Origin of the sequence: Pseudomonas sp. 02C 26, assembly GCF_002843585.1 — a bacterium.
In the GTDB taxonomy this organism is placed as follows: domain Bacteria; phylum Pseudomonadota; class Gammaproteobacteria; order Pseudomonadales; family Pseudomonadaceae; genus Aquipseudomonas; species Aquipseudomonas shirazensis.
In genome coordinates this window covers 576,268-598,071 of record NZ_CP025262.1, presented here as the reverse complement: position 1 = coordinate 598,071, position 21,804 = coordinate 576,268, and the positions used below count along the sequence as shown (strand labels likewise).

Sequence of the window (21,804 nt, the reverse complement as noted above, 5' to 3'; positions counted from 1 at the left end):
GGAGACCGACCATGAACAGCCAAAACCCTATCGATCCAGCGCAAGCAACACTAGGCCAGGGCGCCTTGATCAGCCGCGAGCGCCTCTGGCAGTCGCTGATGGACCTCGCCCGCCTCGGTGCCACCGCCAAGGGCGGCGTGTGCCGGCTGGCTCTGACCGACCTCGACCGCCAGGCGCGCGACCTGTTCGTGCAATGGTGCACCGAGGCGGGCTGCAGCGTCAGTGTCGATGCCATCGGCAATATCTTCGCCCGCCGTCCGGGGCGCAATCCGGACCTGGCGCCAGTGATGACCGGCAGCCATATCGACACCCAGCCCACCGGCGGCAAGTTCGACGGTTGCTACGGGGTGATGGCCGGGCTGGAGGTGATCCGCACCCTCAACGACCTCGGCCTGCAAACCGAAGCACCGCTGGAAGTGGTGGTGTGGACCAACGAAGAAGGCTCGCGCTTCCCGCCATGCATGATGGGTTCCGGGGTATTTGCCGGCAAGTTCGACCTCGACGAGACCCTGGCCAAGCGCGACGAGCAAGGCCTGTCAGTCGGCGCCGAGCTTACGCGCATCGGCTACGCCGGCCCGCGTGTGCCCACCGGCCATGCGGTCGGCGCCTACTTCGAGGCGCATATCGAACAAGGCCCGGTGCTGGAAGACCAGCGCACCACCATTGGCGTGGTGCAGGGTTGCCTCGGGCAAAAGTGGTTCGACCTGGTGTTGACCGGCGTCGAAGCCCACGCCGGGCCTACGCCGATGCACCTGCGCAAGGATGCACTGGTCGGCGCCGCCGATGTAGTCAGCGCGGTCAACCGCATCGCCCATGCCCATCAACCGCATGCCTGCGGCACGGTCGGCTGCCTGAGCCTGCATCCTGGCTCGCGCAACGTGATCCCCGGCCAGGTGCACATGACCATCGACCTGCGTCACCTCGACCCGCAGCAGCTCGATGCGATGGTCGCCGAGGTGCGCGCGGTGATCGAAGCCACCACGGCCAAGCATGGCCTGAGCTTCGAGCTGACGCCAACCGCTGACTTCCCGCCGCTGTATTTTGCCGAGCAGTGTGTCGACGCTGTGCGCCAGGGCGCAGTCGCGCTGGGCCTGAGCCATCTGGATATCGTCAGCGGCGCTGGCCACGATGCGATCTTCGTCGCCGAGCTGGGCCCGGCGGGGATGATCTTCGTGCCGTGCGAAGGCGGCATCAGCCACAACGAAATCGAAAACGCCGCGCCGCAGGACCTGGCCGATGGCTGTGATGTGCTGCTGCGGGCAATGGTCCAGGCCGCCAATCAGGGAGCCCATTGAGATGACCGGCAAAACTGCTATCGGCGAGTTCACCGCCGTCGAGCTGCTCGACCTGTATCAACGGCGCCAGCTGTCTCCGCTCGAGGTGATCGATGACGTGCTGACCCGCATCGACCGGCACAACCCGGCCGTCAACGCCTACTGCCATGTCGATGCCGAAGGCGCCCGCGCCGCCGCCCGCGCCAGCGAGCAGCGCTGGCAGCGCGGCGAGCCCTGTGGCCGCCTGGATGGGCTGCCGACCTCGATCAAGGACCTGACCCTGACCCGTGGCATGCCCACCCGCAAGGGCTCGCTGACGTCTTCGGCAGCTGGGCCGTGGGACGTCGACGCACCGTTCAGCGGGTTCATGCGCGAAGCCGGCGCGGTGCTGCTGGGCAAGACCACCACGCCTGAGTTCGGCTGGAAGGGCGTCACCGACAACCCGCTGTATGGCATCACGCGCAACCCGTGGGATACGCGCCTGACTGCCGGCGGCTCATCGGGCGGTGCGGCGGCGGCAGCGGCGCTCAATCTCGGCGTGTTGCACCAGGGCAGCGATGCCGGCGGCTCGATCCGCATCCCCTGCGCGTTCACTGGCACCTTCGGCATCAAACCTACCTTTGGTTATGTGCCGCAGTGGCCGGCCAGTGCCATGACCATCCTCTCGCACCTGGGGCCGATGACGCGCACGGTCGACGATGCTGTGCTGATGCTCGACTGTGTGGCTCGCCCCGATCCGCGCGACGGTCTCGCCGGAGCACCGCGCCAGCGACCCTGGCTGGCCGCAGAGCAGGACTTGAGCGGGCTGCGCATCGGCTACAGCGCCGACTTCGGTTACGTCAGCGTCGACCCGCAGATTCACGCTCTGACCGCTCAGGCAGTGCAGCGCCTGGCGCGATTAGGGGCGCAGGTCGAAGAAGTCGACCCAGGTTTTGCCGACCCGCTGGCAACCTTCAATACCCTGTGGTTCGCCGGCGCGGCGCGGCTGGCCAGCCAGTTGACGTCAGCCCAGCGCGAGCTGCTCGATCCGGGCCTGCGCTGGATTGCCGAGCAAGGCGCGGCCATCAGTCTCGAGCAGTACACCGCAGCGCTGGAAGCACGGGCTGAGCTGGTGGCGCGGATGAACGCCTTCCATCAGCGCTACGACGTGCTGGTGTCGCCAATGATGCCGCTGGTGGCGTTTGCCGCCGGGCACAATGTGCCGCCGGGCTCTGGGCTGGAGCAGTGGATGGAATGGACGCCGTTCAGCTACCCGTTCAACCTGACCCAGCAACCGGCGGCCTCGGTGCCGTGTGGCTTCACCCGCGAAGGGCTGCCGGTGGGACTGCAGGTGGTGGCCGGGCGCTTCGCCGATGAGCAGGTGCTGCGGGTGTGCAAGGCGTACGAGCAGCATTACCCGACTCGCCATCTGCAGGCACCGGTTATCGGCTGAGGGGCGCCGGGGGCTGCTTTGCAGCCCCAAAATCTCAAGCCAGCCGCCCGGCCGGGGCATATGGGGTGGGATCAATGATCGGCTCAACGCCCGTCAGCAAATCTACAAACAGCTGGCACGAAGCCGGCGCCAGCACCAGGCCGTTGCGGTAATGCCCGCAGTTCAGCCACAGCCCGGCATGCCCCGGCACCGGGCCGATATACGGCACACCCTCGGGTGAGCCTGGACGCAGACCGGCCCAGTGCGCCACCGGCGTGGCGTCGGCAAGCCCGGGCAACAGCTCAACGGCGGAGGCCTTGAGACTCTCCAGTGCCTGCTCGGTCGGGGTCTTGTCGTAGCCGGCATGCTCCAGCGTACTGCCGATGAGGATATGCCCGTCGCGCCGCGGGATCGCGTAGCGGCCCTTGGCCAGAACCATGCTCGGCAAAAAGTCTTCGGCGCACTTGTAGAGGATCATCTGGCCCTTGACCGGTTCGACCGGCAAGGTCAGGCCCAGCGTGGCCAACAGGTCACCACTCCAGGCGCCCGCGCTGAGCACCACGTCATCGGCTTCGAGCAGCCCATCGGCCGTGTGCACACCGCTGATACGCCCGTCTTGCTGGGCAAAGCCGCTGATCTGGCAGTGCTCGCGCAGAGTGACATTGGGCAGAGCCGCCAGCGCTGCTTTCAACGACTTAACCAGCCGTGGATTACGCACATTGGCCACTCCAGCCATGTAGATCGCCCGCGTGAAGCCGGCGCCGAGGCCCGGCACGGCGTCATATGCCGCCGAGATATCCACAGCCGTCAATGGCCGCTGCTCACGCACCGCCCACGCCAGCGCCTCGGCTTCGTCCTCAAGGTCCAGCCAGTACAGGCCGGTGACGTGCACCTCGGGGTCGACGCCGGTGCTGGCGAACAGGCGCTCGCCCAGCTGTGGATAAAACGCCTGTGACCAATGCGCCAACGCCGTGACTGCCGGGCTGTAGCGCCACGGATACAGCGGCGAGACGATGCCGCCACCGGCCCACGACGACTCGCGGCCGACTTCGCCTTGATCACACACCACCACCCGCTCGACCTTTGCTGCCAGGTTGAGCGCAGTCAGCAGGCCGATCACGCCACCGCCGACAACCACTACTTGCTTGTTCATCTGTCGATCCAATACCTGAAAAAACCGAGCTACCCCGTCAACCGCTCCAGCAACCCGCAGCGTCCTGGCTGCCCGGGTTGCTACGCACACCCGCCTGATCGAGCTGATAGTCAGCGCACTGGTCCTGCGCCATCAAACCGGTCGGCAAGCGCTGCGCCTGCAGGCGGAAGCTGGCGTCATCGCGTTGCAACTGCAGGCGGTAATAGCGGCTGTCGGCGGGCAAGCTCAATTGATGCTGGTCAGTGTCGCTGTACTGGCCGCTGCGCGCATGGTGGCGCTCCAGACGCAACGCAGCGTCGTGCAGCAGGCCGACCACTTCGCTGCGGGCGGCGCGGCGCAATTGTTCGTTGTAAGCGGGGTAGGCAATGGCTGCCAGAATGCCGCTGACGGCGACGACAATCAACAACTCGATCAGGCTCAGGCCTTGCTGCATATCATTGCTCCTGCACTCTTTGCCGCCAGAGGATTCTTTGCAGTGCCTGCGACGGGTCGGCGGGCTGCGCGTATACGGCTTCGAGCACACGCCGCGCGCGGGTTTGCTGGCTGACTGCGGTCACTCGGTAGAGGGTGGCCTGGGTGCCCACGGGCAGGTGCGCGGGCCGGTCGCTTTGGCCAAGGTTCTGCAGGTTGAACCAGCCCTGCCCGGCTGCCTGCCAGTCGCCACCAGCGGCGTTTACGTCATGGGAGTCGGCTGGCGGCGAGCAGAGCTGGCACTCGTTGGGTGGCGCCACGGCGAGCCGCGATGCGCCCTCCAGCAAGACTGCCTCGGCCTGCTCCAGCGCTTGGCTGCTGGCCAGCAAAAGCCCGGCCATGCGTGTCTGCAGCACTGCTTCGCGCAGGGCGGCGGCAGCGAGCAGACCGAGCAGCAGGCTCAATATGAGAGCGGTCAGCAGCACCATGCCGCGCTGGTGCTTCATTGTTCTGGCAGCCGATTGCGTAGAGCTACGCTGATGGCGTACTGCTGTTCGAGATTGTGCTGTGGGTCGAACAGGCTTAGTTGCAGGTCGACCCGCTGGCCCTGCGCGTTCGTTACCAAGTTAGCGTGCAGGCTGCGCACATTGTCGATCAAAGCCTGCGGCGAGCCTCGGCGCACTACCCGCAGGCTGCCATCGCGCAGCTCGTAGGTGATGCGGCTGACCGGCAAGGCCAGGGTCTGCTCGTCACCCTCGTGGGCGTCGGCCCGGACCTGAGCCCAACTGCGGCAATCACTCAACACCGTCCAGTCGGGCCGGCTACCGCTGCCGGGCAACTGCCCCACCAACAGACTCAGTTGTGCGCCGCCCTGGCTGATTTGCACAGGCCTGGCAAAGGCGGCCGCTGCGCTGGGTGAGTCGAAGTCGCTGGCGTGCAAGCGCAAACAGCCGAACATACCGGTCATGCGGATATCCTGGGCGATCCGTTGCAGCGCCAGGCGGGCATCCTCTTGCTGCTGCGCCAGCGCGCCCTGCAAGCGCCAGGCTTGCACCGTAGCGACAAACACTTGGCTCGCTGCGGCCAGCAGCATCAAGCCCAAGGCCAGCGCGAGCAGCCCTTCGAGCAGGCTGAAACCCGCCTGACTGCCGTTCATGGCCAGCCCTGCAGGCTTACGCCCTGATGCTCCGGGTCACGCGCATCGGGCCAGTCGACGATGACCTTCAGCGATGACCCTGAACTTCGCACCCAGCCCTCGGCCTGCGCGCCAAGGGCCAGCCTTACCTGCGCCTGCCATTGTCCTGAATCCTCCACTGACCCGCCCGCCCTCGCCTGCTCCAGCAGGCTCTGGGCGAGATAGGTCGCCTGGCTGTGCTGCCGAGCGCTGGCGGTAGCCTGCAATGCCTTGACCTGTAAAGCCGCTGCCGCAAACAGGCCAAGCGCCAGCACCAGCATGCCCAGCACGACCTCGAGCAGCGTGATGCCCTGCTGTCCTTTGCGCATCCATGCGCTCCTTGGGAAATTTCCCGCAATGTGCCAGCCAAGTGGCCGACTGGACCTCATGTCCGCCGTGTCTGAAGCTACAGCGAAGCACTTCCAGGGAGGAATGCACGGTGTGGCAACACGGGGCAACACTGATACAAATGATGTTGGCGCTCGCGCTGGTCGCGGTTCTGGCGCAGCTGGCGACGCCGTCCTACACCGCGCTCAGCCAGGACTTGCAACGGGCGGCAGCGGCGCAACAGCTGCTCCAGGCCTTTCGCTCGGCACGTAGCCAGGCCTTGTTGCAGCAGCAGGCCGTGCGGGTCGAGCCATTGGAGGCAGGCTGGGGAGTGGGTTGGCGCGTGGTGGACGCGGATAGCGGGCTGTTACTGGCTGAGCAACGTTTACCGCAGCGGGTACGGACCGTTGGCAACTTGGCTGACGGTGTGCGCTTCAGCGCACAGGGCGTACCGTTGCGCGGTAGCGGCGGGTTTCACGGCGGGAGTTTGCAGATATGCCCACACGCAGAAGGCGGGCAACCACGCCAGATCGTCCTGGCGCCCAGCGGCAGGGTGCGCCTGCGCACGGACATGGCCGTTGAGCCATTGTGCGCAGGCCCCTGAGGGCTGGCTCAGAGCAGCGAGCGCACCCGCAGTTCCTTGGGCATCGAGAAGGTCACGTTCTCCGGGCGCCCGTCGAGCTCTTCGGCACCGGTTGCGCCCCAGGCCGTGAGCTGCTCAAGCACCCCGCGCACCAGCACTTCAGGTGCCGAAGCACCGGCAGTGACACCCACCCGGCCAATGCCGTCGAACCAGCTTTGCTGCAGGTCCTCGGCGCCGTCGATCAGGTACGCCGGAGTGCCCATTCGCTCGGCCAGCTCGCGCAGGCGGTTGGAGTTGGAGCTGTTCGGGCTGCCGACCACCAGCACCACATCGCACTCGTCAGCCAGCTGCTTGACCGCGTCCTGGCGATTTTGGGTGGCATAGCAGATGTCGTCCTTGCGCGGCCCGCCGATGTTGGGGAAGCGCGCGCGCAGGGCGTCGATAACCCGGCTGGTGTCGTCCATCGACAAGGTGGTCTGGGTAACGAAGGCCAGGTGATCAGGGTCGCGCACCTGCAGATTGGCCACATCTTTCTCGTCTTCGACGAGATAGATGGAGCCACCGTTGCTGGCGTCGTACTGACCCATGGTGCCTTCGACTTCCGGGTGGCCGGCGTGGCCGATCAGGATGCACTCACGGCCATCGCGGCTGTACTTGGCAACCTCGATGTGGACCTTGGTCACCAGCGGGCAGGTGGCGTCGAACACCTTCAGGCCACGGCCTGCGGCCTCCTGGCGGACAGCCTGGGAGACGCCGTGGGCGCTGAAGATGACGATGACGTCGTCAGGCACCTGGTCGAGTTCTTCAACGAAGATCGCCCCGCGGTTGCGCAGATCTTCGACCACGAACTTGTTGTGCACCACTTCGTGACGCACGTAGATCGGTGGGCCGAACACTTCCAGGGCACGGTTGACGATCTCGATCGCCCGGTCGACCCCCGCACAAAAGCCGCGAGGGTTGGCGAGTTTGATTTGCATGCTCGGCTCCAGGCTTACAAGACCTTCACCGCGAGGATCTCCACCTCGAAGCTCAGGGTCTTGCCAGCCAATGGGTGGTTGAAGTCGATCGTCACCTGGTGCTCGTCAAAGGCTTTGACCACTCCAGGCAGCTCGGCGTTGGCTGCATCATTGAAGATCACCAGCAACCCTTCGGACAGCTCCATGTCAGCGAACTGGGAACGCGGCATGATCTGCACGTTCTGCGGGTTCGGCTGGCCGAAGGCGTTTTCCGGGGGCACGCTGACGGTGCGCTTGTCGCCGGCCTTGAAGCCGAACAACGCGGCTTCAAAACCCGGCAGCAGGTTGCCATCGCCAACCTTGAACACGGCCGGAGCCTTGTCGAAGGTGCTGTCGACGGTGTCGCCGTTTTCCAGGTGCAGGGCGAAGTGCAGAGTGACTTCGCTGTTCTGGCCGATACGGGTCTCAGTCATGCGCGGGCTCCTCGGACTTCTTGCTCTTGAACATATCCAGCGCCAGCATGATCGCGCCCACGGTAATGGCACTGTCGGCAACGTTGAATGCCGGGAAGTAATGCGTATTCTTCCAGTGGACCAGGATGAAATCGACCACATGACCGAGCACGACACGGTCGTATAGGTTGCCCAGCGCGCCGCCGAGTACCAGCGCCAGGGCAACTGCCAGCCAGGTTTCGTTACGGCCAAGGCGTTTGAGCCAGACTACCAGCACCGCGCTGACCACGATCGCGATCAGGGCAAACAGCCAGCGCTGCCAGCCGGCGCCGTCGGCCAGGAAGCTGAACGCAGCGCCGGTGTTGTAGGCCAGGGTCCAGCTGAAGTAGTCAGGGATGACTACGATCTGCTGGTACATGCTCAGGTTGCTGTTGAAGTACAGCTTGGTCACCTGGTCGACCACCACGATCAGCAGGCTCAACCACAGCCAGGCGAGGCGCCCGAAGCGCCCCACTGCAGGATTAGGCATAGTGACGCACCTCGCCCGCACCGCTCAGGTTGTCGACGCAGCGTGCGCAGATTTCCGGATGCTCGGGATTGGCACCGACATCGGCGCGGAAGTGCCAGCAACGGCCACACTTGGCGTGACCGGACTTGACCACTTTCAGCTTGAGGCCTTCGACTTCGGTGGCCACGGCATCGGCCGGCGCCTGCACGAACGGCACCACGCTCGCGGCCGAGGTGATCAGCACGAAGCGCAGTTCGTCGCCAAGCTTGGCCAGATCGGCGCTCAGGCTTTCTTCGGCAAATAGGGTCACTTCGGCTTGCAGGTTGCCACCGATGGCCTTGGCCGCACGCTGGTTTTCCAGTTCTTTGTTGACCGCTGCCTTGACCGCCATGACCCGCTCCCAGTAGGCGCGGTCCAGCTCGAAGCCTTCTGGCAGTTCGGTCAGGCCTTGGTACCAGGTGTTGAGCATCACCGACTCGTTGCGCTCGCCTGGCAGGTACTGCCACAGCTCGTCGGCGGTGAACGCCAGGATCGGCGCGATCCAGCGCACCAGCGCTTCGCTGATGTGGTACAGCGCGGTCTGGCACGAACGCCGGGCAACACTGTTGGCGCCGGTGGTGTACTGGCGGTCCTTGATGATGTCGAGGTAGAACCCGCCCAGCTCCTGCACACAGAAGTTGTGCACCTTGGAGTAGACGTTCCAGAACCGGTACTCGCTGTAGTGCTCTTCCAGCTCGCGTTGCAGCAGCAGCGCGCGGTCGACGGCCCAGCGGTCCAGCGCAAGCATGTCTTCGGCCGGCAGCAGGTCGCGGGCCGGATCGAAGCCGGACAGGTTCGACAGCAGGAAGCGCGCGGTATTGCGGATGCGCCGGTAGGCGTCGGCGCTACGCTGGAGGATCTGGTCGGAGACGGCCATTTCACCGGAATAGTCGGTGGCCGAAACCCACAGGCGCATGATGTCGGCGCCGAGGGTGTCGTTGACCTTCTGCGGCTCGATGGTGTTACCCAGCGACTTGGACATCTTGCGGCCGTTCTCATCGACGGTGAAGCCGTGGGTGAGCAGCTCGCGGTAAGGCGCATGGTTGTCGATCGCGCAGCCGGTCAGCAGCGACGAATGGAACCAGCCGCGGTGCTGGTCGGAGCCTTCCAGGTACAGGTCGGCGCGCGGGCCGGTGGCGTGACCGATGTCATGCGAGCCACGCAGTACGTGCCAGTGGGTAGTACCGGAGTCGAACCAGACATCGAGGGTGTCGGTGATCTTGTCGTACTGGCCGGCTTCGTCACCGAGCAGTTCGGCGGCGTCGAGCTTGAACCAGGCTTCGATGCCCTCTTGTTCAACGCGCTTGGCGACCTCTTCCATCAGCTCGACTGTACGCGGGTGCAGCTCGCCGCTCTGCTTGTCGAGGAAGAACGGAATCGGCACACCCCAGTTGCGCTGACGCGAGATGCACCAGTCAGGGCGGTTGGCGATCATCGAGTGCAGGCGCGCCTGGCCCCAGGCCGGCACGAACTTGGTTTCTTCGATGGCCTTGAGTGCACGCTCACGCAGGGTGTCGCCGCTGGCTGGTTTGCGGTCCATACCGATGAACCACTGCGCGGTGGCGCGGTAGATCAGCGGGGTCTTGTGGCGCCAGCAATGCATGTAGCTGTGGCTGATGGTCTCGGTGTGCAGTAGCGCACCGACTTCCTGCAGCTTGTCGACGATGGCTGGGTTGGCCTTCCAGATGAACTGGCCGCCAAACAGCTCGAGCGATGGCACGTAGACGCCGTTGCTCTGCACCGGGGTGAGGATTTCGTCGTTGACCATGCCATAGCGCTTGCAGGTCACGAAGTCGTCTTCGCCGTAGGCAGGTGCCGAGTGGACAACACCGGTACCGGCGCCCAGCTCGACGTATTCAGCCAGGTAGACAGGCGACATACGCTCGTAGAACGGGTGACGGAAGTTGATCAGTTCCAGCGCCGAACCTGGCGCGGTGGCGATGACCGAGCCTTGCAGGTCCCAGCGCTTGAGGCAGGCTTCGACCAGCTCTTCGGCCAGTACCAGCAGACGCTCGCCGGTGTCGACCAGGGCGTAGGTGAACTCCGGGTGGACGTTCAGCGCCTGGTTGGCGGGAATGGTCCACGGCGTGGTGGTCCAGATGACGATGGCGGCAGGCTTGGCCAGCGCGGCCAGGCCAAAGGCGCTGGCCAGCTTGTCGGCATCGGCGATAGGGAAGGCGACGTCGATGGTCGAGGACTTCTTGTCGGCGTATTCGACTTCAGCTTCAGCCAGGGCCGAGCCGCAGTCGAAGCACCAGTTCACAGGCTTGAGGCCCTTGAACACGAAGCCTTGCTTGACGATTTCGGCCAGCGCGCGGATTTCGCCCGCTTCGTTGGCGAAGTTCATGGTCTTGTAGGGGTTGTCCCAGTCACCCAGCACACCCAGGCGGATGAACTCGCTCTTCTGCCCTTCGATCTGCTCGGCGGCATAGGCACGGCACAGCTCACGAGTCTGGTCCGGGCTCAGGTGCTTGCCATGGGTGACCTCGACCTTGTGCTCGATCGGCAGGCCGTGGCAGTCCCAACCCGGGACGTACGGCGCGTCGAAACCGGAGAGGGTCTTGGAGCGGACAATCATGTCCTTGAGAATCTTGTTCAGCGCATGACCGATGTGGATCTTGCCGTTGGCGTAGGGCGGGCCATCGTGCAGGACGAACTTGGGACGATCCTTGCCAATTTCGCGAAGCTTCTGGTACAGGCCAATGCTGTCCCAGCGCTGCAGGATCTGCGGTTCGCGCTGGGGCAGGCCGGCCTTCATCGGGAAGGCGGTGTCCGGAAGATTAAGCGTGGCTTTGTAGTCGGTCATTTCAGGCTCTTGGTTAGCGGTTGAGCGTGCCAGTGGGCACGTGCGGCGGCGATGTCCGCGTCGATCGCCGACTTCAGCGCCTCCAGGGAGGCGAATCGCTGCTCTTCGCGCAGCTTTTGGTGGAACTCCACCGTCAGACGCCGGCCATACAGGTCGCCGGCAAAATCAAGAAGATGAATCTCCAGGTGAGGACGACCATCACCAGCAACGGTGGGTCGTACCCCGATATTGGCAACACCCGGCCAGCGCTTGCCGTCGATCTCGGCGCTGGTCAGGTAGACCCCGCTGAGTGGGATGCGGCGGCGCTTGAGCTGGATGTTGGCGGTCGGCGTGCCGAGCTGACGAGCCAGCTTCTGGCCGTGCAGGACGCGCCCGGTAATGGTGTACGGGCGGCCCAGCAGGTGTGCGGCCAGGGCAAAGTCAGCATTGGCCAGGGCGGTACGCACCTTGGTGCTGCTGACCCTCAAGCCGTCCTGCACGACCGTGTTGGCGGCCTCGACGGTAAAGCCGTACTTTTTGCCGGCCTCGACCAGAAAATCAAAGTCGCCGGCACGGTCGCAGCCAAAGCGGAAGTCGTCACCGACCTCCAGGTGGCGCACGCCGAGGCCATCGACCACGATCGTCTTGACGAATTCATCGGCGCTGAGCTGGCTCAGGCGCTGGTTGAAGGCCAGGCACAGGACCAGGTCGATGCCTTCGGCGGCCAGCAGCTGCACTTTGTCGCGCAGCCGCGCCAGGCGTGCCGGCGCAGTCTCAGGGGCAAAGTACTCGCGCGGCTGTGGCTCGAAGATCACCACGCAGGTGGGCAGGCTTAACTCCCGGGCGCGGTCGCGCAGGCGCGCCAGGATTGCCTGGTGGCCACGGTGAACCCCGTCGAAGTTGCCAATGGTGGCGACACACCCCCGGTGCTCGGGGCGCAGGTTGTGAAGACCTCGAACCAGCTGCATAACGCGCTTCTTGCTCATAAAGTGGTCGATTATAACCACACCCGGGCGCTGGTGACAGGCAGCAGCGCCCTGGGGTGGCGACTAATGTGTAAAACCGACGCCTGGCCGCCTGGCACCTTAATGCAAGGCATTGCGGGCAAACTGCCGAGGACGCAAGCCGCAGGCGAACAGGCAACCGAAATAGGTCACGACGCCGGCACCGATCAGGGCACCCAGGCGCAGGAAGCGCTCGAGCATGCCGCCCTCTTCCCAGGCTGGCATGTAATGCATGCCCAGCAGCAACACGGCCGACATCAGGCTGACCGCGAGGATCAGCTTGAGCAGGAACCGCGCCCAGCCTGGTTGCGGCTGGAACAGGTCCTGGCGGCGCAGGCGCCAGTACAGCAAGCCGGCGTTGAGGCAGGCGCCGATGCTGATGGCCAGGGCCAGCCCGGCATGGGCCAGCGGGCCGACCAGCACCAGGTTGAGCAGCTGGGTCGAGATCAGGGTGAAGATGGCGATCTTTACCGGCGTGCGGATGTTCTGCTGGGCATAGAAGCCCGGCGCAAGCACCTTGATCAGGATGATCGCCAGCAGGCCGACCGAGTAGGCGATCAAGGCGCGCTGGGTCATGGCCGCGTCGAATGCGCTGAACTTGCCGTACTGGAACAGCGACACGGTCAACGGCTCGGCCAGAATTGCCAGAGCCAGGGTACACGGCAGTACCAGCAGGAAGCACAGGCGCAGGCCCCAGTCGAGAATCCGCGAGTACTCGTGGCGGTCGCGATTGGCGTAGGTCTTGGCCAGGGTCGGCAACAGGATAGTGCCGAGCGCTACCCCGAGCACGCCTGAGGGCAGCTCCATCAGGCGGTCGGCGTAGTACATCCACGACACCGATCCGGCCACCAGAAAGGAAGCGAAGATGGTGTTGATGATCAGCGAGATCTGGCTGACCGACACGCCCAGAATCGCCGGCAGCATCTGCTTGAGCACCCGCCATACACCGCTGTCGCGCAGGTTCAGGCGCGGCAGCACGAGCATGCCGATCTTCTTCAATGCCGGCAGCTGATACAGCAACTGCGCCAGGCCGCCCGCCAACACACCCCAGGCCAGGGCCATGATCGGCTGCTCGAAGTACGGCGTCAGCAGCAGGGCGAAGGCGATCATCGCCACGTTGAGCAGGGTCGGGGTGAACGCCGGTACCGCAAAGCGGTTCCAGGTATTGAGGATCGCCCCTGCCAGCGATGACAGCGAGATCAGCAATATATAAGGGAAGGTCACCCGCAGCAGGTCGGTGGTGAGGGCGAAGCGCTCGGCGTCGGCGGCAAAGCCCGGCGCCGTGACCCACACGATCCACGGCGCGGCGAAGATGCCCAGCGCAGTAACAACGGCCAGTACCAGAGTCAACAAGCCACTGACGTAGGCAATAAAGGTGCGCGTCGCCTCTTCGCCCTGTTGGGTCTTGTACTCGGCCAGGATCGGCACGAAGGCCTGCGAGAATGCGCCCTCAGCGAAGATACGCCGCAGCAGGTTGGGCAGTTTGAAGGCGATGAAGAACGCATCGGTTGCCGCGCCGGCACCGAATACGCGCGCCAGGATGGTGTCGCGGACAAAGCCCAGCACCCGTGAAATCATGGTGATGGAGCTGACTGCAGCCAGGGATTTGAGCAGGTTCATCGAAAAATTTTCACGCTGGGGACGGAGGACGCTACTAAAGCCGCCAAGATGTGCGATACTCCCGCGCCTTCGCAGGGGAGCCAAAATTCCCGAGTTTACAGGTCGCGGCGCAGAAAGGAATATTTCCCTCTCGCGGACCCACCACTCGGCGGAACCTTGCAGGTGGCCTTGACATCTGTCGTACGCATCGGCATGATTCGCGGCCTATTTTGTTTGCTATTTCCCTAAAGTCTTTCAAGGAGCTCGACGGTGGCCAACTCACCTTCCGCCAAGAAACGCGCAAAACAGGCTGAGAAGCGTCGCAGCCACAACGCCAGCCTGCGTTCCATGGTTCGTACCTACATCAAGAATGTAGTTAAAGCCATTGACGCAAAAGACGCCGAAAAAGCGCAAGCCGCTTACACACTGGCTGTGCCTGTCCTCGACCGTATGGCCGACAAAGGTATCATCCACAAGAACAAGGCTGCTCGCCATAAAGGCCGTCTGAATGGCCACATCAAGGCGCTGAAAGAAACTGCAGCTGCCTAAGCGACGCGCTTGTTAAAAACCGACCCTAGGGTCGGTTTTTTATTGCCTGCGATTTATCCCCGCCTGGATGCAACCCCTGTAGGAGCGGCCTTGTGTCGCGAAAGGGGCGCGCAGCGGCCCCGCGATTTAGGCAACGCCGCAGAACTGCTGGGGGCGCTGCGCGCCCCCTTTCGCGACACAAGGCCGCCGCTACAAGATCTGCAGCGCAGCCGTATTGCTTACTTGCCCAACTGTATCTTCGGCGCCCACTGCAGCCACACGTCATCAGGCTTGTCGAACAAGGCAAAGGTCTGCTTCGGTCGTGCCGGGTTACCCATCTGCTCGCCCTCTGGCGTGGCAAAGGCAATGCCGCCGTCGATCAGCGTCTCCAGCGACTCGGTACGCACCGTTGCCCCCTTGAACAAGCCCCAGTCGAAGCCAAAGCCGCTGCTGTTCCAGAACCGGCTGCCACCGCGCACCAGCCCGGCATAGCGCGGTTCGATGAGGATGTGGATCAGCACTCGATCAGCGTTCTGTCCCAATTCAAAGCCAGTGACCTTGCCCACCGCCACCTCGCGGTAGGTGACCGGCACGCCCGGCTTGATCGAGCCACGTCGCGGAGCACTCAGGGTAATCGGCAAGCCGATCTCCTGACCTTTCACCTCTGGCGCCTCCGCCAGAGCGATGAAGTCACGCTGTGAGCCTTGGCTCCTGGCAGCTGGCTGCACCTCGATGTACTGCCCACCGATCAGCGTATCGAGGTTCTCGGTCTTGACCAGCCCCAATGCTGGCTTGACCACCCAGAACTGCGTACCGACACGGGTGATGCGGTCGGCAGCTTCGTTGATGCGCGCACGCAGCAGTACCGCCTGCAGATCGTCGGTCAGGTCGGTACTCTCGATACTGCCCACCTCCAGGCCGCGGAAGCGGATCGGCGTGCCCGGCTTGAGGCCATCAGCGCGCTCGACACGGATGGTGATCAGGGTACCGGCGCGATTGGCTGCCTCTTCGCTCTCATGCAGACGGAAGCGCGGGATATGACGCTTGAGCGGCACATCCGGCTTCGGCGTATCGAAGGCAATGCCGCCCGCCATCAGGGTCTGCAATGACTCGCTCTTGACCTTGATCCCGGACAGGCCGCCGGTCAGGGTGATACCACTGGCATTCCAGAAGCGCGTTGAGCCGTTGACCAGATTGGCGTACTCCTTCTCGATGTGCACGCCGATCAGGATACGTTTGCTGTTGCGGGCAAACTGATAGCTCTGCACGTTGCCGACCTTGACCTGGCGATACATCACCGGGCTGCCGACCTCGAGCGAGCCGAGGCTGTCGGCAAACAGCACCATATGCAGCCCTGGCGACTTCAGATCGAGCGGCGGCGCCTTGGCCCGTGCTTCGAACTCGCGCTGCGGCCGTGCGCCCTTGTCACCTGGACGGATGGCAATGTAGTTGCCCTTCACCAGCGCCTCCAGGCCAGTGATGCCCGCCAGGGAAATGGACGGCTTGACCACCCAGAATTGCGTGCCCTCGACCAGATAATCCTCGGCCAGAGGATCAAGGGTCAGTTCGGCCGAGGCACTGGCCAGGTCGTCTTCGATCTTCAGGGTCTTCAGCGAGCCGATCTGAATGCCTTTGTACAATACTGGCGTACGCCCTGCCTGCAGGCCTTCAAAATCAGTCAGTTTGACCTTGATGCGGATACCCGCCTGGGCAGCGTCAAAGTCTTCATAGAGGCGGAATGGCAGGCTTGGATCAGTCGGCGGACTGTCCTTGCGGTGCTCAGGGGTAGCAAAGGCAATACCACCGGCAACGATGCTGCTGAGCGACTCACTGCGCACCTTGACCCCGGACAGGTCAGCATCGATGCTGATGCCGCTGGCATTCCAGAAGCGCGTATGTTTGCGCACCAGGCTGGCGTAGGCGGGCTGGATGAACACCTTGACCTCAACGGTGCCCTGATCCTCGGACAGCTTATAACTCTTCACCCGACCGACCTGGATCTGCTTGTAGAACACCGGGCTGTCGCGATTGAGCGAGCCAAGTCGATCGGCCTTGAGGGTCAGGTGCAGGCCGGGCTCGGAGTCAGACAGCGGCGGCGCCGAGGCCAGCGCCTTGAAGCTTTTGGTCGGCTCGCCTTTGCCCGGGTCGACGGCAATATAGTTACCCGATACCAGTGTCTCCAGGCCGGAGATGCCCGCCAGGGTAACGCTCGGCTTGACCAGCCAGAAGCGCGTGCCGGTGGTCAGCTGGGTGTCTGCCGCCTTGTTCATCTCGATGGTGGCGATCACCCCGGTGTTGCTGCCGGTGTCATCCAGCTCTAGTTCGGTAACCTTGCCGACTGGCATACCCTTGTAGATCACCTCGGTCTTGTTGGCGACGATCCCTTCACCAGTCTTGAAACGCACCTGGATCTCCACACCGGCAGAACGGTAGGCCTGAACGCCCAGCCAGCCGCCGATGATCAACGCGATCAGGGGCAGGATCCAGATGGCCGACCAGTTCGAGGCAGGGCGGGTTTTTGCCGTAGGCACGTCACTCATGGTCGTCATCCGACTCCGTGTTATCCCAGATCAGTCGGGGATCGAAAGTTAAGGCAGCAAACATCGTCAGGATCACCACGCAGGCGAAAGCGATGGCGCCCAGATTAGCTTCGACGCTGGCGATCCGGCCAAAATTGACCACCGCCACCAAAATGGCAATGACAAAGATGTCGAGCATCGACCAGCGCCCGATGAATTCGATAAAGCGGTACATCCAGATGCGCTGCCGGGCCGACAGCGGCTGATGTCTTTGCACCGAGTACAGCAGCAGGCCGATGCCGACCAACTTGAAGGTCGGCACCAGGATACTGGCAATGAACACCACGGCTGCGATAGGCAACATGCCGTGGTGCATCAGCGTGATGACCCCGGACATGATCGTGTCGGGGCTGCCCTTGCCCAGCGAGCTGACCGTCATGATCGGCAACAGGTTCGCTGGGATATACAGGATGAACGCAGTGATTAGCAGTGCCCAGGTGCGCACGATGCTGTTAGGCCGTCGAGGGTGGACGATGGCACCGCAGCGGATACAGGTCTGCCCGGCGTCATCGCCTTCCTGACGGTTCAGCTCGTGGCATTCATTGCACACCAGAATCCCGGCATCAATCGCCCGCATGCAGATCCTCCCCGGACAACGCCACCCAGATCTGATGCGGCGACATCACCACTTCCAACCAGACTTGCACCAGCAGCAGGCTGATGAAGCAGAACAGGCCAATACCGATATTCAGTTGGGCAAGGTCGAGCAGCTTGACCATGGCCACCAGCACGCCCATGAAGTACACCTCGAGCATGCCCCACTCGCGCAGGTGGTGATACACCCGGTAGATCAGCAAGCCGTAGCTGCGCCCGATGTCCAGACGGATGCTCAGCAGTACTGCCAGTTGACACAGCAGCTTGAGCAAGGGGATGGCCATGCTGCAGAGAAACACCACCACGGCGATCAGGTGCATTTGTGAGTTGTACAAGCCAAGCACACCGCTCCAGACGGTATCGTCGGAGGTCTGCCCGAGCAGGTGCAGCTGCATGATCGGCAAGAAGTTGGCGGGTATATAAAGCAGCAGCGCAGCCAGCACCAACGCCAGGCTGCGATTGACCACGTTATGGCGGTGAGCGTACAGCTCGTAGCCGCAACGTGGGCACAGCGCCTTCTCATTGTGCTGCAGGGGCGGCTTGCGCAGCAGCAGGTCACACTCATGGCAGGCGATGAGGTCGTCCAGCGGCAGATTGGCCAGCACTTCGGGGTCGGCAGGGTTGGGCATATGGGCGTCTGAGTGGAAGCGTGGGCTCTATTCTAGTGTTCTGGCTCGCATTGTGGGAGACGCGTGGCCGCCCTGATGCGAGACATAAGCATACTGGCACTTCGTTATGAGCGCTGGATGGGGTAAAAAGTGCCGGGAATGGTAGCTGGAGCGACAATTTTAGGCTGCGCTGCAGCTCTGGATTTTATGGATCCCGGAAAAGACAAAACCCCTACCTGCTCGCGCAGATAGGGGTTTTGCGAAATGAATCTTGACGATGACCTACTCTCACATGGGGAGACCCCACACTACCATCGGCGATGCATCGTTTCACTACTGAGTTCGGGATGGGATCAGGTGGTTCCAATGCTCTATTGTCGTCAAGAAATTCTGTAGCCAGAACGTCCAGATGAACGGCCCAGCAAATTCGGATATGTGATGTTTGTGTACGAATCTTCAGCGTTTCGTCTTCACCACCGCAATCTGCATGAGCAAATTGCTTGGGTGTTATATGGTCAAGCCTCACGGGCAATTAGTATTGGTTAGCTCAACGCCTCACAGCGCTTACACACCCAACCTATCAACGTCGTAGTCTTCGACGGCCCTTCAGGGGATTCTAGATCCCAGTGAGATCTCATCTTGAGGCAAGTTTCCCGCTTAGATGCTTTCAGCGGTTATCTCTTCCGAACATAGCTACCCGGCAATGCCACTGGCGTGACAACCGGAACACCAGAGGTTCGTCCACTCCGGTCCTCTCGTACTAGGAGCAGCCCCTCTCAAATCTCAAACGTCCACGGCAGATAGGGACCGAACTGTCTCACGACGTTCTAAACCCAGCTCGCGTACCACTTTAAATGGCGAACAGCCATACCCTTGGGACCGGCTTCAGCCCCAGGATGTGATGAGCCGACATCGAGGTGCCAAACACCGCCGTCGATATGAACTCTTGGGCGGTATCAGCCTGTTATCCCCGGAGTACCTTTTATCCGTTGAGCGATGGCCCTTCCATACAGAACCACCGGATCACTAAGACCTACTTTCGTACCTGCTCGACGTGTGGGTCTCGCAGTCAAGCGCGCTTTTGCCTTTATACTCTACGACCGATTTCCGACCGGTCTGAGCGCACCTTCGTACTCCTCCGTTACTCTTTGGGAGGAGACCGCCCCAGTCAAACTACCCACCATACACTGTCCTCGATCCGGATAACGGACCTGAGTTAGAACCTCAAAGTTGCCAGGGTGGTATTTCAAGGATGGCTCCATGAGAACTGGCGTCCCCACTTCAAAGCCTCCCACCTATCCTACACAAGCAAATTCAAAGTCCAGTGCAAAGCTATAGTAAAGGTTCACGGGGTCTTTCCGTCTAGCCGCGGATACACTGCATCTTCACAGCGATTTCAATTTCACTGAGTCTCGGGTGGAGACAGCGCCGCCATCGTTACGCCATTCGTGCAGGTCGGAACTTACCCGACAAGGAATTTCGCTACCTTAGGACCGTTATAGTTACGGCCGCCGTTTACCGGGGCTTCGATCAAGAGCTTCGCTTGCGCTAACCCCATCAATTAACCTTCCGGCACCGGGCAGGCGTCACACCCTATACGTCCACTTTCGTGTTTGCAGAGTGCTGTGTTTTTAATAAACAGTCGCAGCGGCCTGGTATCTTCGACCGGCAAAAGCTTACGGGGTAAACCCTTCACCTTCGCCGGCGCACCTTCTCCCGAAGTTACGGTGCCATTTTGCCTAGTTCCTTCACCCGAGTTCTCTCAAGCGCCTTGGTATTCTCTACCTAACCACCTGTGTCGGTTTGGGGTACGGTTCCCGATTGTCTGAAGCTTAGGAGCTTTTCTTGGAAGCATGGCATCAACCACTTCGTCGCCTAAAGGCAACTCGTCATCAGCTCTCGGCCTTGGGATCCCGGATTTGCCTAAGATCCCAGCCTACCACCTTAAACTTGGACTACCAACGCCAAGCTGGCCTAGCCTTCTCCGTCCCTCCATCGCAACAATCGGAAGTACAGGAATATTAACCTGTTTTCCATCGACTACGCTTTTCAGCCTCGCCTTAGGGACCGACTAACCCTGCGTCGATTAACGTTGCGCAGGAAACCTTGGTCTTTCGGCGTGCAAGTTTTTCACTCGCATTGTCGTTACTCATGTCAGCATTCGCACTTCTGATACCTCCAGCAAGCTTCTCAACTCACCTTCACAGGCTTACAGAACGCTCCTCTACCGCATCACCAGAAGGTGATACCCGTAGCTTCGGTGCATGGTTTGAGCCCCGTTACATCTTCCGCGCAGGCCGACTCGACTAGTGAGCTATTACGCTTTCTTTAAAGGGTGGCTGCTTCTAAGCCAACCTCCTAGCTGTCTAAGCCTTCCCACATCGTTTCCCACTTAACCATGACTTTGGGACCTTAGCTGACGGTCTGGGTTGTTTCCCTTTTCACGACGGACGTTAGCACCCGCCGTGTGTCTCCCATGCTCGGCACTTGTAGGTATTCGGAGTTTGCATCGGTTTGGTAAGTCGGGATGACCCCCTAGCCGAAACAGTGCTCTACCCCCTACAGTGATACATGAGGCGCTACCTAAATAGCTTTCGAGGAGAACCAGCTATCTCCGAGCTTGATTAGCCTTTCACTCCGATCCACAGGTCATCCGCTAACTTTTCAACGGTAGTCGGTTCGGTCCTCCAGTTAGTGTTACCCAACCTTCAACCTGCCCATGGATAGATCGCCCGGTTTCGGGTCTATACCCAGCGACTAAACGCCCTATTAAGACTCGCTTTCGCTACGCCTCCCCTATTCGGTTAAGCTCGCCACTGAATATAAGTCGCTGACCCATTATACAAAAGGTACGCAGTCACCTAACAAAGTAGGCTCCCACTGCTTGTACGCATACGGTTTCAGGATCTATTTCACTCCCCTCTCCGGGGTTCTTTTCGCCTTTCCCTCACGGTACTGGTTCACTATCGGTCAGTCAGTAGTATTTAGCCTTGGAGGATGGTCCCCCCATGTTCAGACAAAGTTTCTCGTGCTCCGTCCTACTCGATTTCATTGACAAGAGATTTTCGTGTACGGGGCTATCACCCACTACGGCCGCACTTTCCAGAGCGTTCCACTAATCTCAAACCAACTTAAGGGCTGGTCCCCGTTCGCTCGCCACTACTAAGGGAATCTCGGTTGATTTCTTTTCCTCAGGGTACTTAGATGTTTCAGTTCCCCTGGTTCGCCTCTTGCACCTATGTATTCAGTACAAGATACTCAGCTTATGCTGAGTGGGTTCCCCCATTCAGAGATCTCTGGATCACAGTCTGTTTGCCGACTCCCCAAAGCTTATCGCAGGCTACCACGTCTTTCATCGCCTCTGACTGCCAAGGCATCCACCGTATGCGCTTCTTCACTTGACCATATAACCCCAAGCAATCTGGTTATACTGTGAAGACGACATTCGCCGAAAATTCGTACTGCCCTTTCGAGCATTCACAAATTTTACCTTAGCCTGATCACACACCAGTGAAAGTGCATGTCAGTCTATTTCTATCACATATCCGAATTTTTAAAGAACGATCTGACAAAAGTCAGAAATCAACATTCATCACCGAATGTTCATTTCTAAGTTCTGACAAGCTGTGAAGCATGAAGCAAAATGGTGGAGCCAAGCGGGATCGAACCGCTGACCTCCTGCGTGCAAGGCAGGCGCTCTCCCAGCTGAGCTATGGCCCCGTGTATCTGCAATGGTAGGTCTGGGCAGATTTGAACTGCCGACCTCACCCTTATCAGGGGTGCGCTCTAACCAACTGAGCTACAGACCTATAACAGGGT

General features: G+C 61.6%; 18 protein-coding genes, 2 tRNA genes and 2 rRNA genes. 4 read left to right on the top strand and 18 right to left on the bottom strand.

Translation table 11 applies throughout. The features are described 5' to 3' along the window. The first annotated feature begins 11 nt into the window (after positions 1-11). Entirely contained in the window at positions 12-1,295 is a 1,284-nt protein-coding gene (locus tag CXQ80_RS02645; RefSeq protein ID WP_101316219.1) for a Zn-dependent hydrolase, read from the top strand. A gap of 1 nt (position 1,296) precedes the next feature. Continuing rightward, positions 1,297-2,706 carry an amidase gene (locus CXQ80_RS02640; RefSeq protein ID WP_101316217.1) on the top strand — a complete coding sequence of 470 codons (1,410 nt, stop codon included), beginning with the start codon at positions 1,297-1,299 and terminating at the stop codon, positions 2,704-2,706. A 34-nt stretch (positions 2,707-2,740) separates the two neighbouring features. On the opposite strand, the gene thiO is transcribed toward CXQ80_RS02640, so the two are convergent. Genes thiO through pilV form a run of 5 tightly spaced genes read right to left on the bottom strand, consistent with a single transcriptional unit; the run spans position 2,741 to position 5,752 of the window. Next, positions 2,741-3,838, bottom strand: coding sequence for a glycine oxidase ThiO (gene thiO, locus CXQ80_RS02635; protein ID WP_101316215.1), 1,098 nt, complete (start codon positions 3,836-3,838; stop codon positions 2,741-2,743). A 37-nt stretch (positions 3,839-3,875) separates the two neighbouring features. Then, positions 3,876-4,271, bottom strand: coding sequence for a type IV pilin protein (locus CXQ80_RS02630; protein ID WP_101316213.1), 396 nt, complete (start codon positions 4,269-4,271; stop codon positions 3,876-3,878). 1 nt (position 4,272) lies between these two features. Next, on the bottom strand, positions 4,273-4,755 hold the full coding sequence (locus tag CXQ80_RS02625) for a hypothetical protein (RefSeq protein WP_101316211.1): 483 nt from the start codon (positions 4,753-4,755) through the stop codon (positions 4,273-4,275). Then, the gene (locus CXQ80_RS02620) at positions 4,752-5,405 is read right to left on the bottom strand and encodes a PilW family protein (RefSeq protein WP_101316208.1); all 654 of its coding nucleotides are present in this window, start codon (positions 5,403-5,405) and stop codon (positions 4,752-4,754) included. The genes CXQ80_RS02625 and CXQ80_RS02620 overlap by 4 nt, the downstream gene beginning before the upstream one ends. Continuing rightward, complete coding sequence (pilV, locus tag CXQ80_RS24700; protein ID WP_157831727.1) at positions 5,402-5,752, bottom strand: type IV pilus modification protein PilV; 351 nt, start codon at positions 5,750-5,752, stop codon at positions 5,402-5,404. The genes CXQ80_RS02620 and pilV overlap by 4 nt, the downstream gene beginning before the upstream one ends. A 143-nt stretch (positions 5,753-5,895) precedes the next feature. On the opposite strand from pilV, the gene CXQ80_RS02610 reads away from it, so the two are divergent. Then, a complete protein-coding gene (locus CXQ80_RS02610; RefSeq protein ID WP_256585678.1) occupies positions 5,896-6,354 on the top strand; it encodes a GspH/FimT family protein in 459 nt (152 codons plus the stop codon). 8 nt (positions 6,355-6,362) lie between these two features. On the opposite strand, the gene ispH is transcribed toward CXQ80_RS02610, so the two are convergent. From ispH to murJ, 6 genes are all read right to left on the bottom strand, one after another. Beyond that, positions 6,363-7,310 carry a 4-hydroxy-3-methylbut-2-enyl diphosphate reductase gene (gene ispH, locus CXQ80_RS02605; RefSeq protein WP_101316204.1) on the bottom strand — a complete coding sequence of 316 codons (948 nt, stop codon included), beginning with the start codon at positions 7,308-7,310 and terminating at the stop codon, positions 6,363-6,365. A 14-nt stretch (positions 7,311-7,324) separates the two neighbouring features. Continuing rightward, positions 7,325-7,762 carry an FKBP-type peptidyl-prolyl cis-trans isomerase gene (fkpB, locus tag CXQ80_RS02600; RefSeq protein WP_101316202.1) on the bottom strand — a complete coding sequence of 146 codons (438 nt, stop codon included), beginning with the start codon at positions 7,760-7,762 and terminating at the stop codon, positions 7,325-7,327. After that, complete coding sequence (lspA, locus tag CXQ80_RS02595) at positions 7,755-8,270, bottom strand: signal peptidase II (RefSeq protein WP_101316200.1); 516 nt, start codon at positions 8,268-8,270, stop codon at positions 7,755-7,757. Before lspA ends, fkpB begins: the two co-directional genes overlap by 8 nt. After that, a complete protein-coding gene (gene ileS / locus CXQ80_RS02590; protein ID WP_101316198.1) occupies positions 8,263-11,094 on the bottom strand; it encodes an isoleucine--tRNA ligase in 2,832 nt (943 codons plus the stop codon). Before ileS ends, lspA begins: the two co-directional genes overlap by 8 nt. Then, positions 11,091-12,041 carry a bifunctional riboflavin kinase/FAD synthetase gene (ribF, locus tag CXQ80_RS02585; protein ID WP_101316195.1) on the bottom strand — a complete coding sequence of 317 codons (951 nt, stop codon included), beginning with the start codon at positions 12,039-12,041 and terminating at the stop codon, positions 11,091-11,093. The genes ileS and ribF overlap by 4 nt, the downstream gene beginning before the upstream one ends. 117 nt (positions 12,042-12,158) lie before the next feature. Continuing rightward, positions 12,159-13,697 carry a murein biosynthesis integral membrane protein MurJ gene (gene murJ, locus CXQ80_RS02580; protein ID WP_101316193.1) on the bottom strand — a complete coding sequence of 513 codons (1,539 nt, stop codon included), beginning with the start codon at positions 13,695-13,697 and terminating at the stop codon, positions 12,159-12,161. 249 nt (positions 13,698-13,946) lie between these two features. On the opposite strand from murJ, the gene rpsT reads away from it, so the two are divergent. Then, positions 13,947-14,225, top strand: a complete 279-nt coding sequence (gene rpsT, locus CXQ80_RS02570; protein ID WP_101316189.1) for a 30S ribosomal protein S20 — start codon at positions 13,947-13,949, stop codon at positions 14,223-14,225. A gap of 218 nt (positions 14,226-14,443) precedes the next feature. On the opposite strand, the gene CXQ80_RS02565 is transcribed toward rpsT, so the two are convergent. From CXQ80_RS02565 to CXQ80_RS02535, 7 genes are all read right to left on the bottom strand, one after another. Then, a complete protein-coding gene (locus CXQ80_RS02565; RefSeq protein WP_101316186.1) occupies positions 14,444-16,744 on the bottom strand; it encodes a PqiB family protein in 2,301 nt (766 codons plus the stop codon). Further along, positions 16,737-17,360: a paraquat-inducible protein A gene (locus tag CXQ80_RS02560; RefSeq protein WP_101316184.1), complete on the bottom strand. Its 624-nt coding sequence runs from the start codon at positions 17,358-17,360 to the stop codon at positions 16,737-16,739. Before CXQ80_RS02560 ends, CXQ80_RS02565 begins: the two co-directional genes overlap by 8 nt. After that, the gene (locus CXQ80_RS02555) at positions 17,347-18,006 is read right to left on the bottom strand and encodes a paraquat-inducible protein A (RefSeq protein ID WP_101316182.1); all 660 of its coding nucleotides are present in this window, start codon (positions 18,004-18,006) and stop codon (positions 17,347-17,349) included. Before CXQ80_RS02555 ends, CXQ80_RS02560 begins: the two co-directional genes overlap by 14 nt. 248 nt (positions 18,007-18,254) lie before the next feature. Further along, positions 18,255-18,370 (bottom strand): 5S ribosomal RNA (gene rrf, locus CXQ80_RS02550). Between the two features lie 126 nt (positions 18,371-18,496). Continuing rightward, positions 18,497-21,389, bottom strand: a 23S ribosomal RNA gene (locus tag CXQ80_RS02545). 240 nt (positions 21,390-21,629) lie between these two features. Further along, positions 21,630-21,705: transfer RNA gene (locus tag CXQ80_RS02540), tRNA-Ala, on the bottom strand. A 12-nt stretch (positions 21,706-21,717) separates the two neighbouring features. Next, positions 21,718-21,794, bottom strand: a tRNA-Ile gene (locus CXQ80_RS02535). Positions 21,795-21,804: the final 10 nt, after the last annotated feature.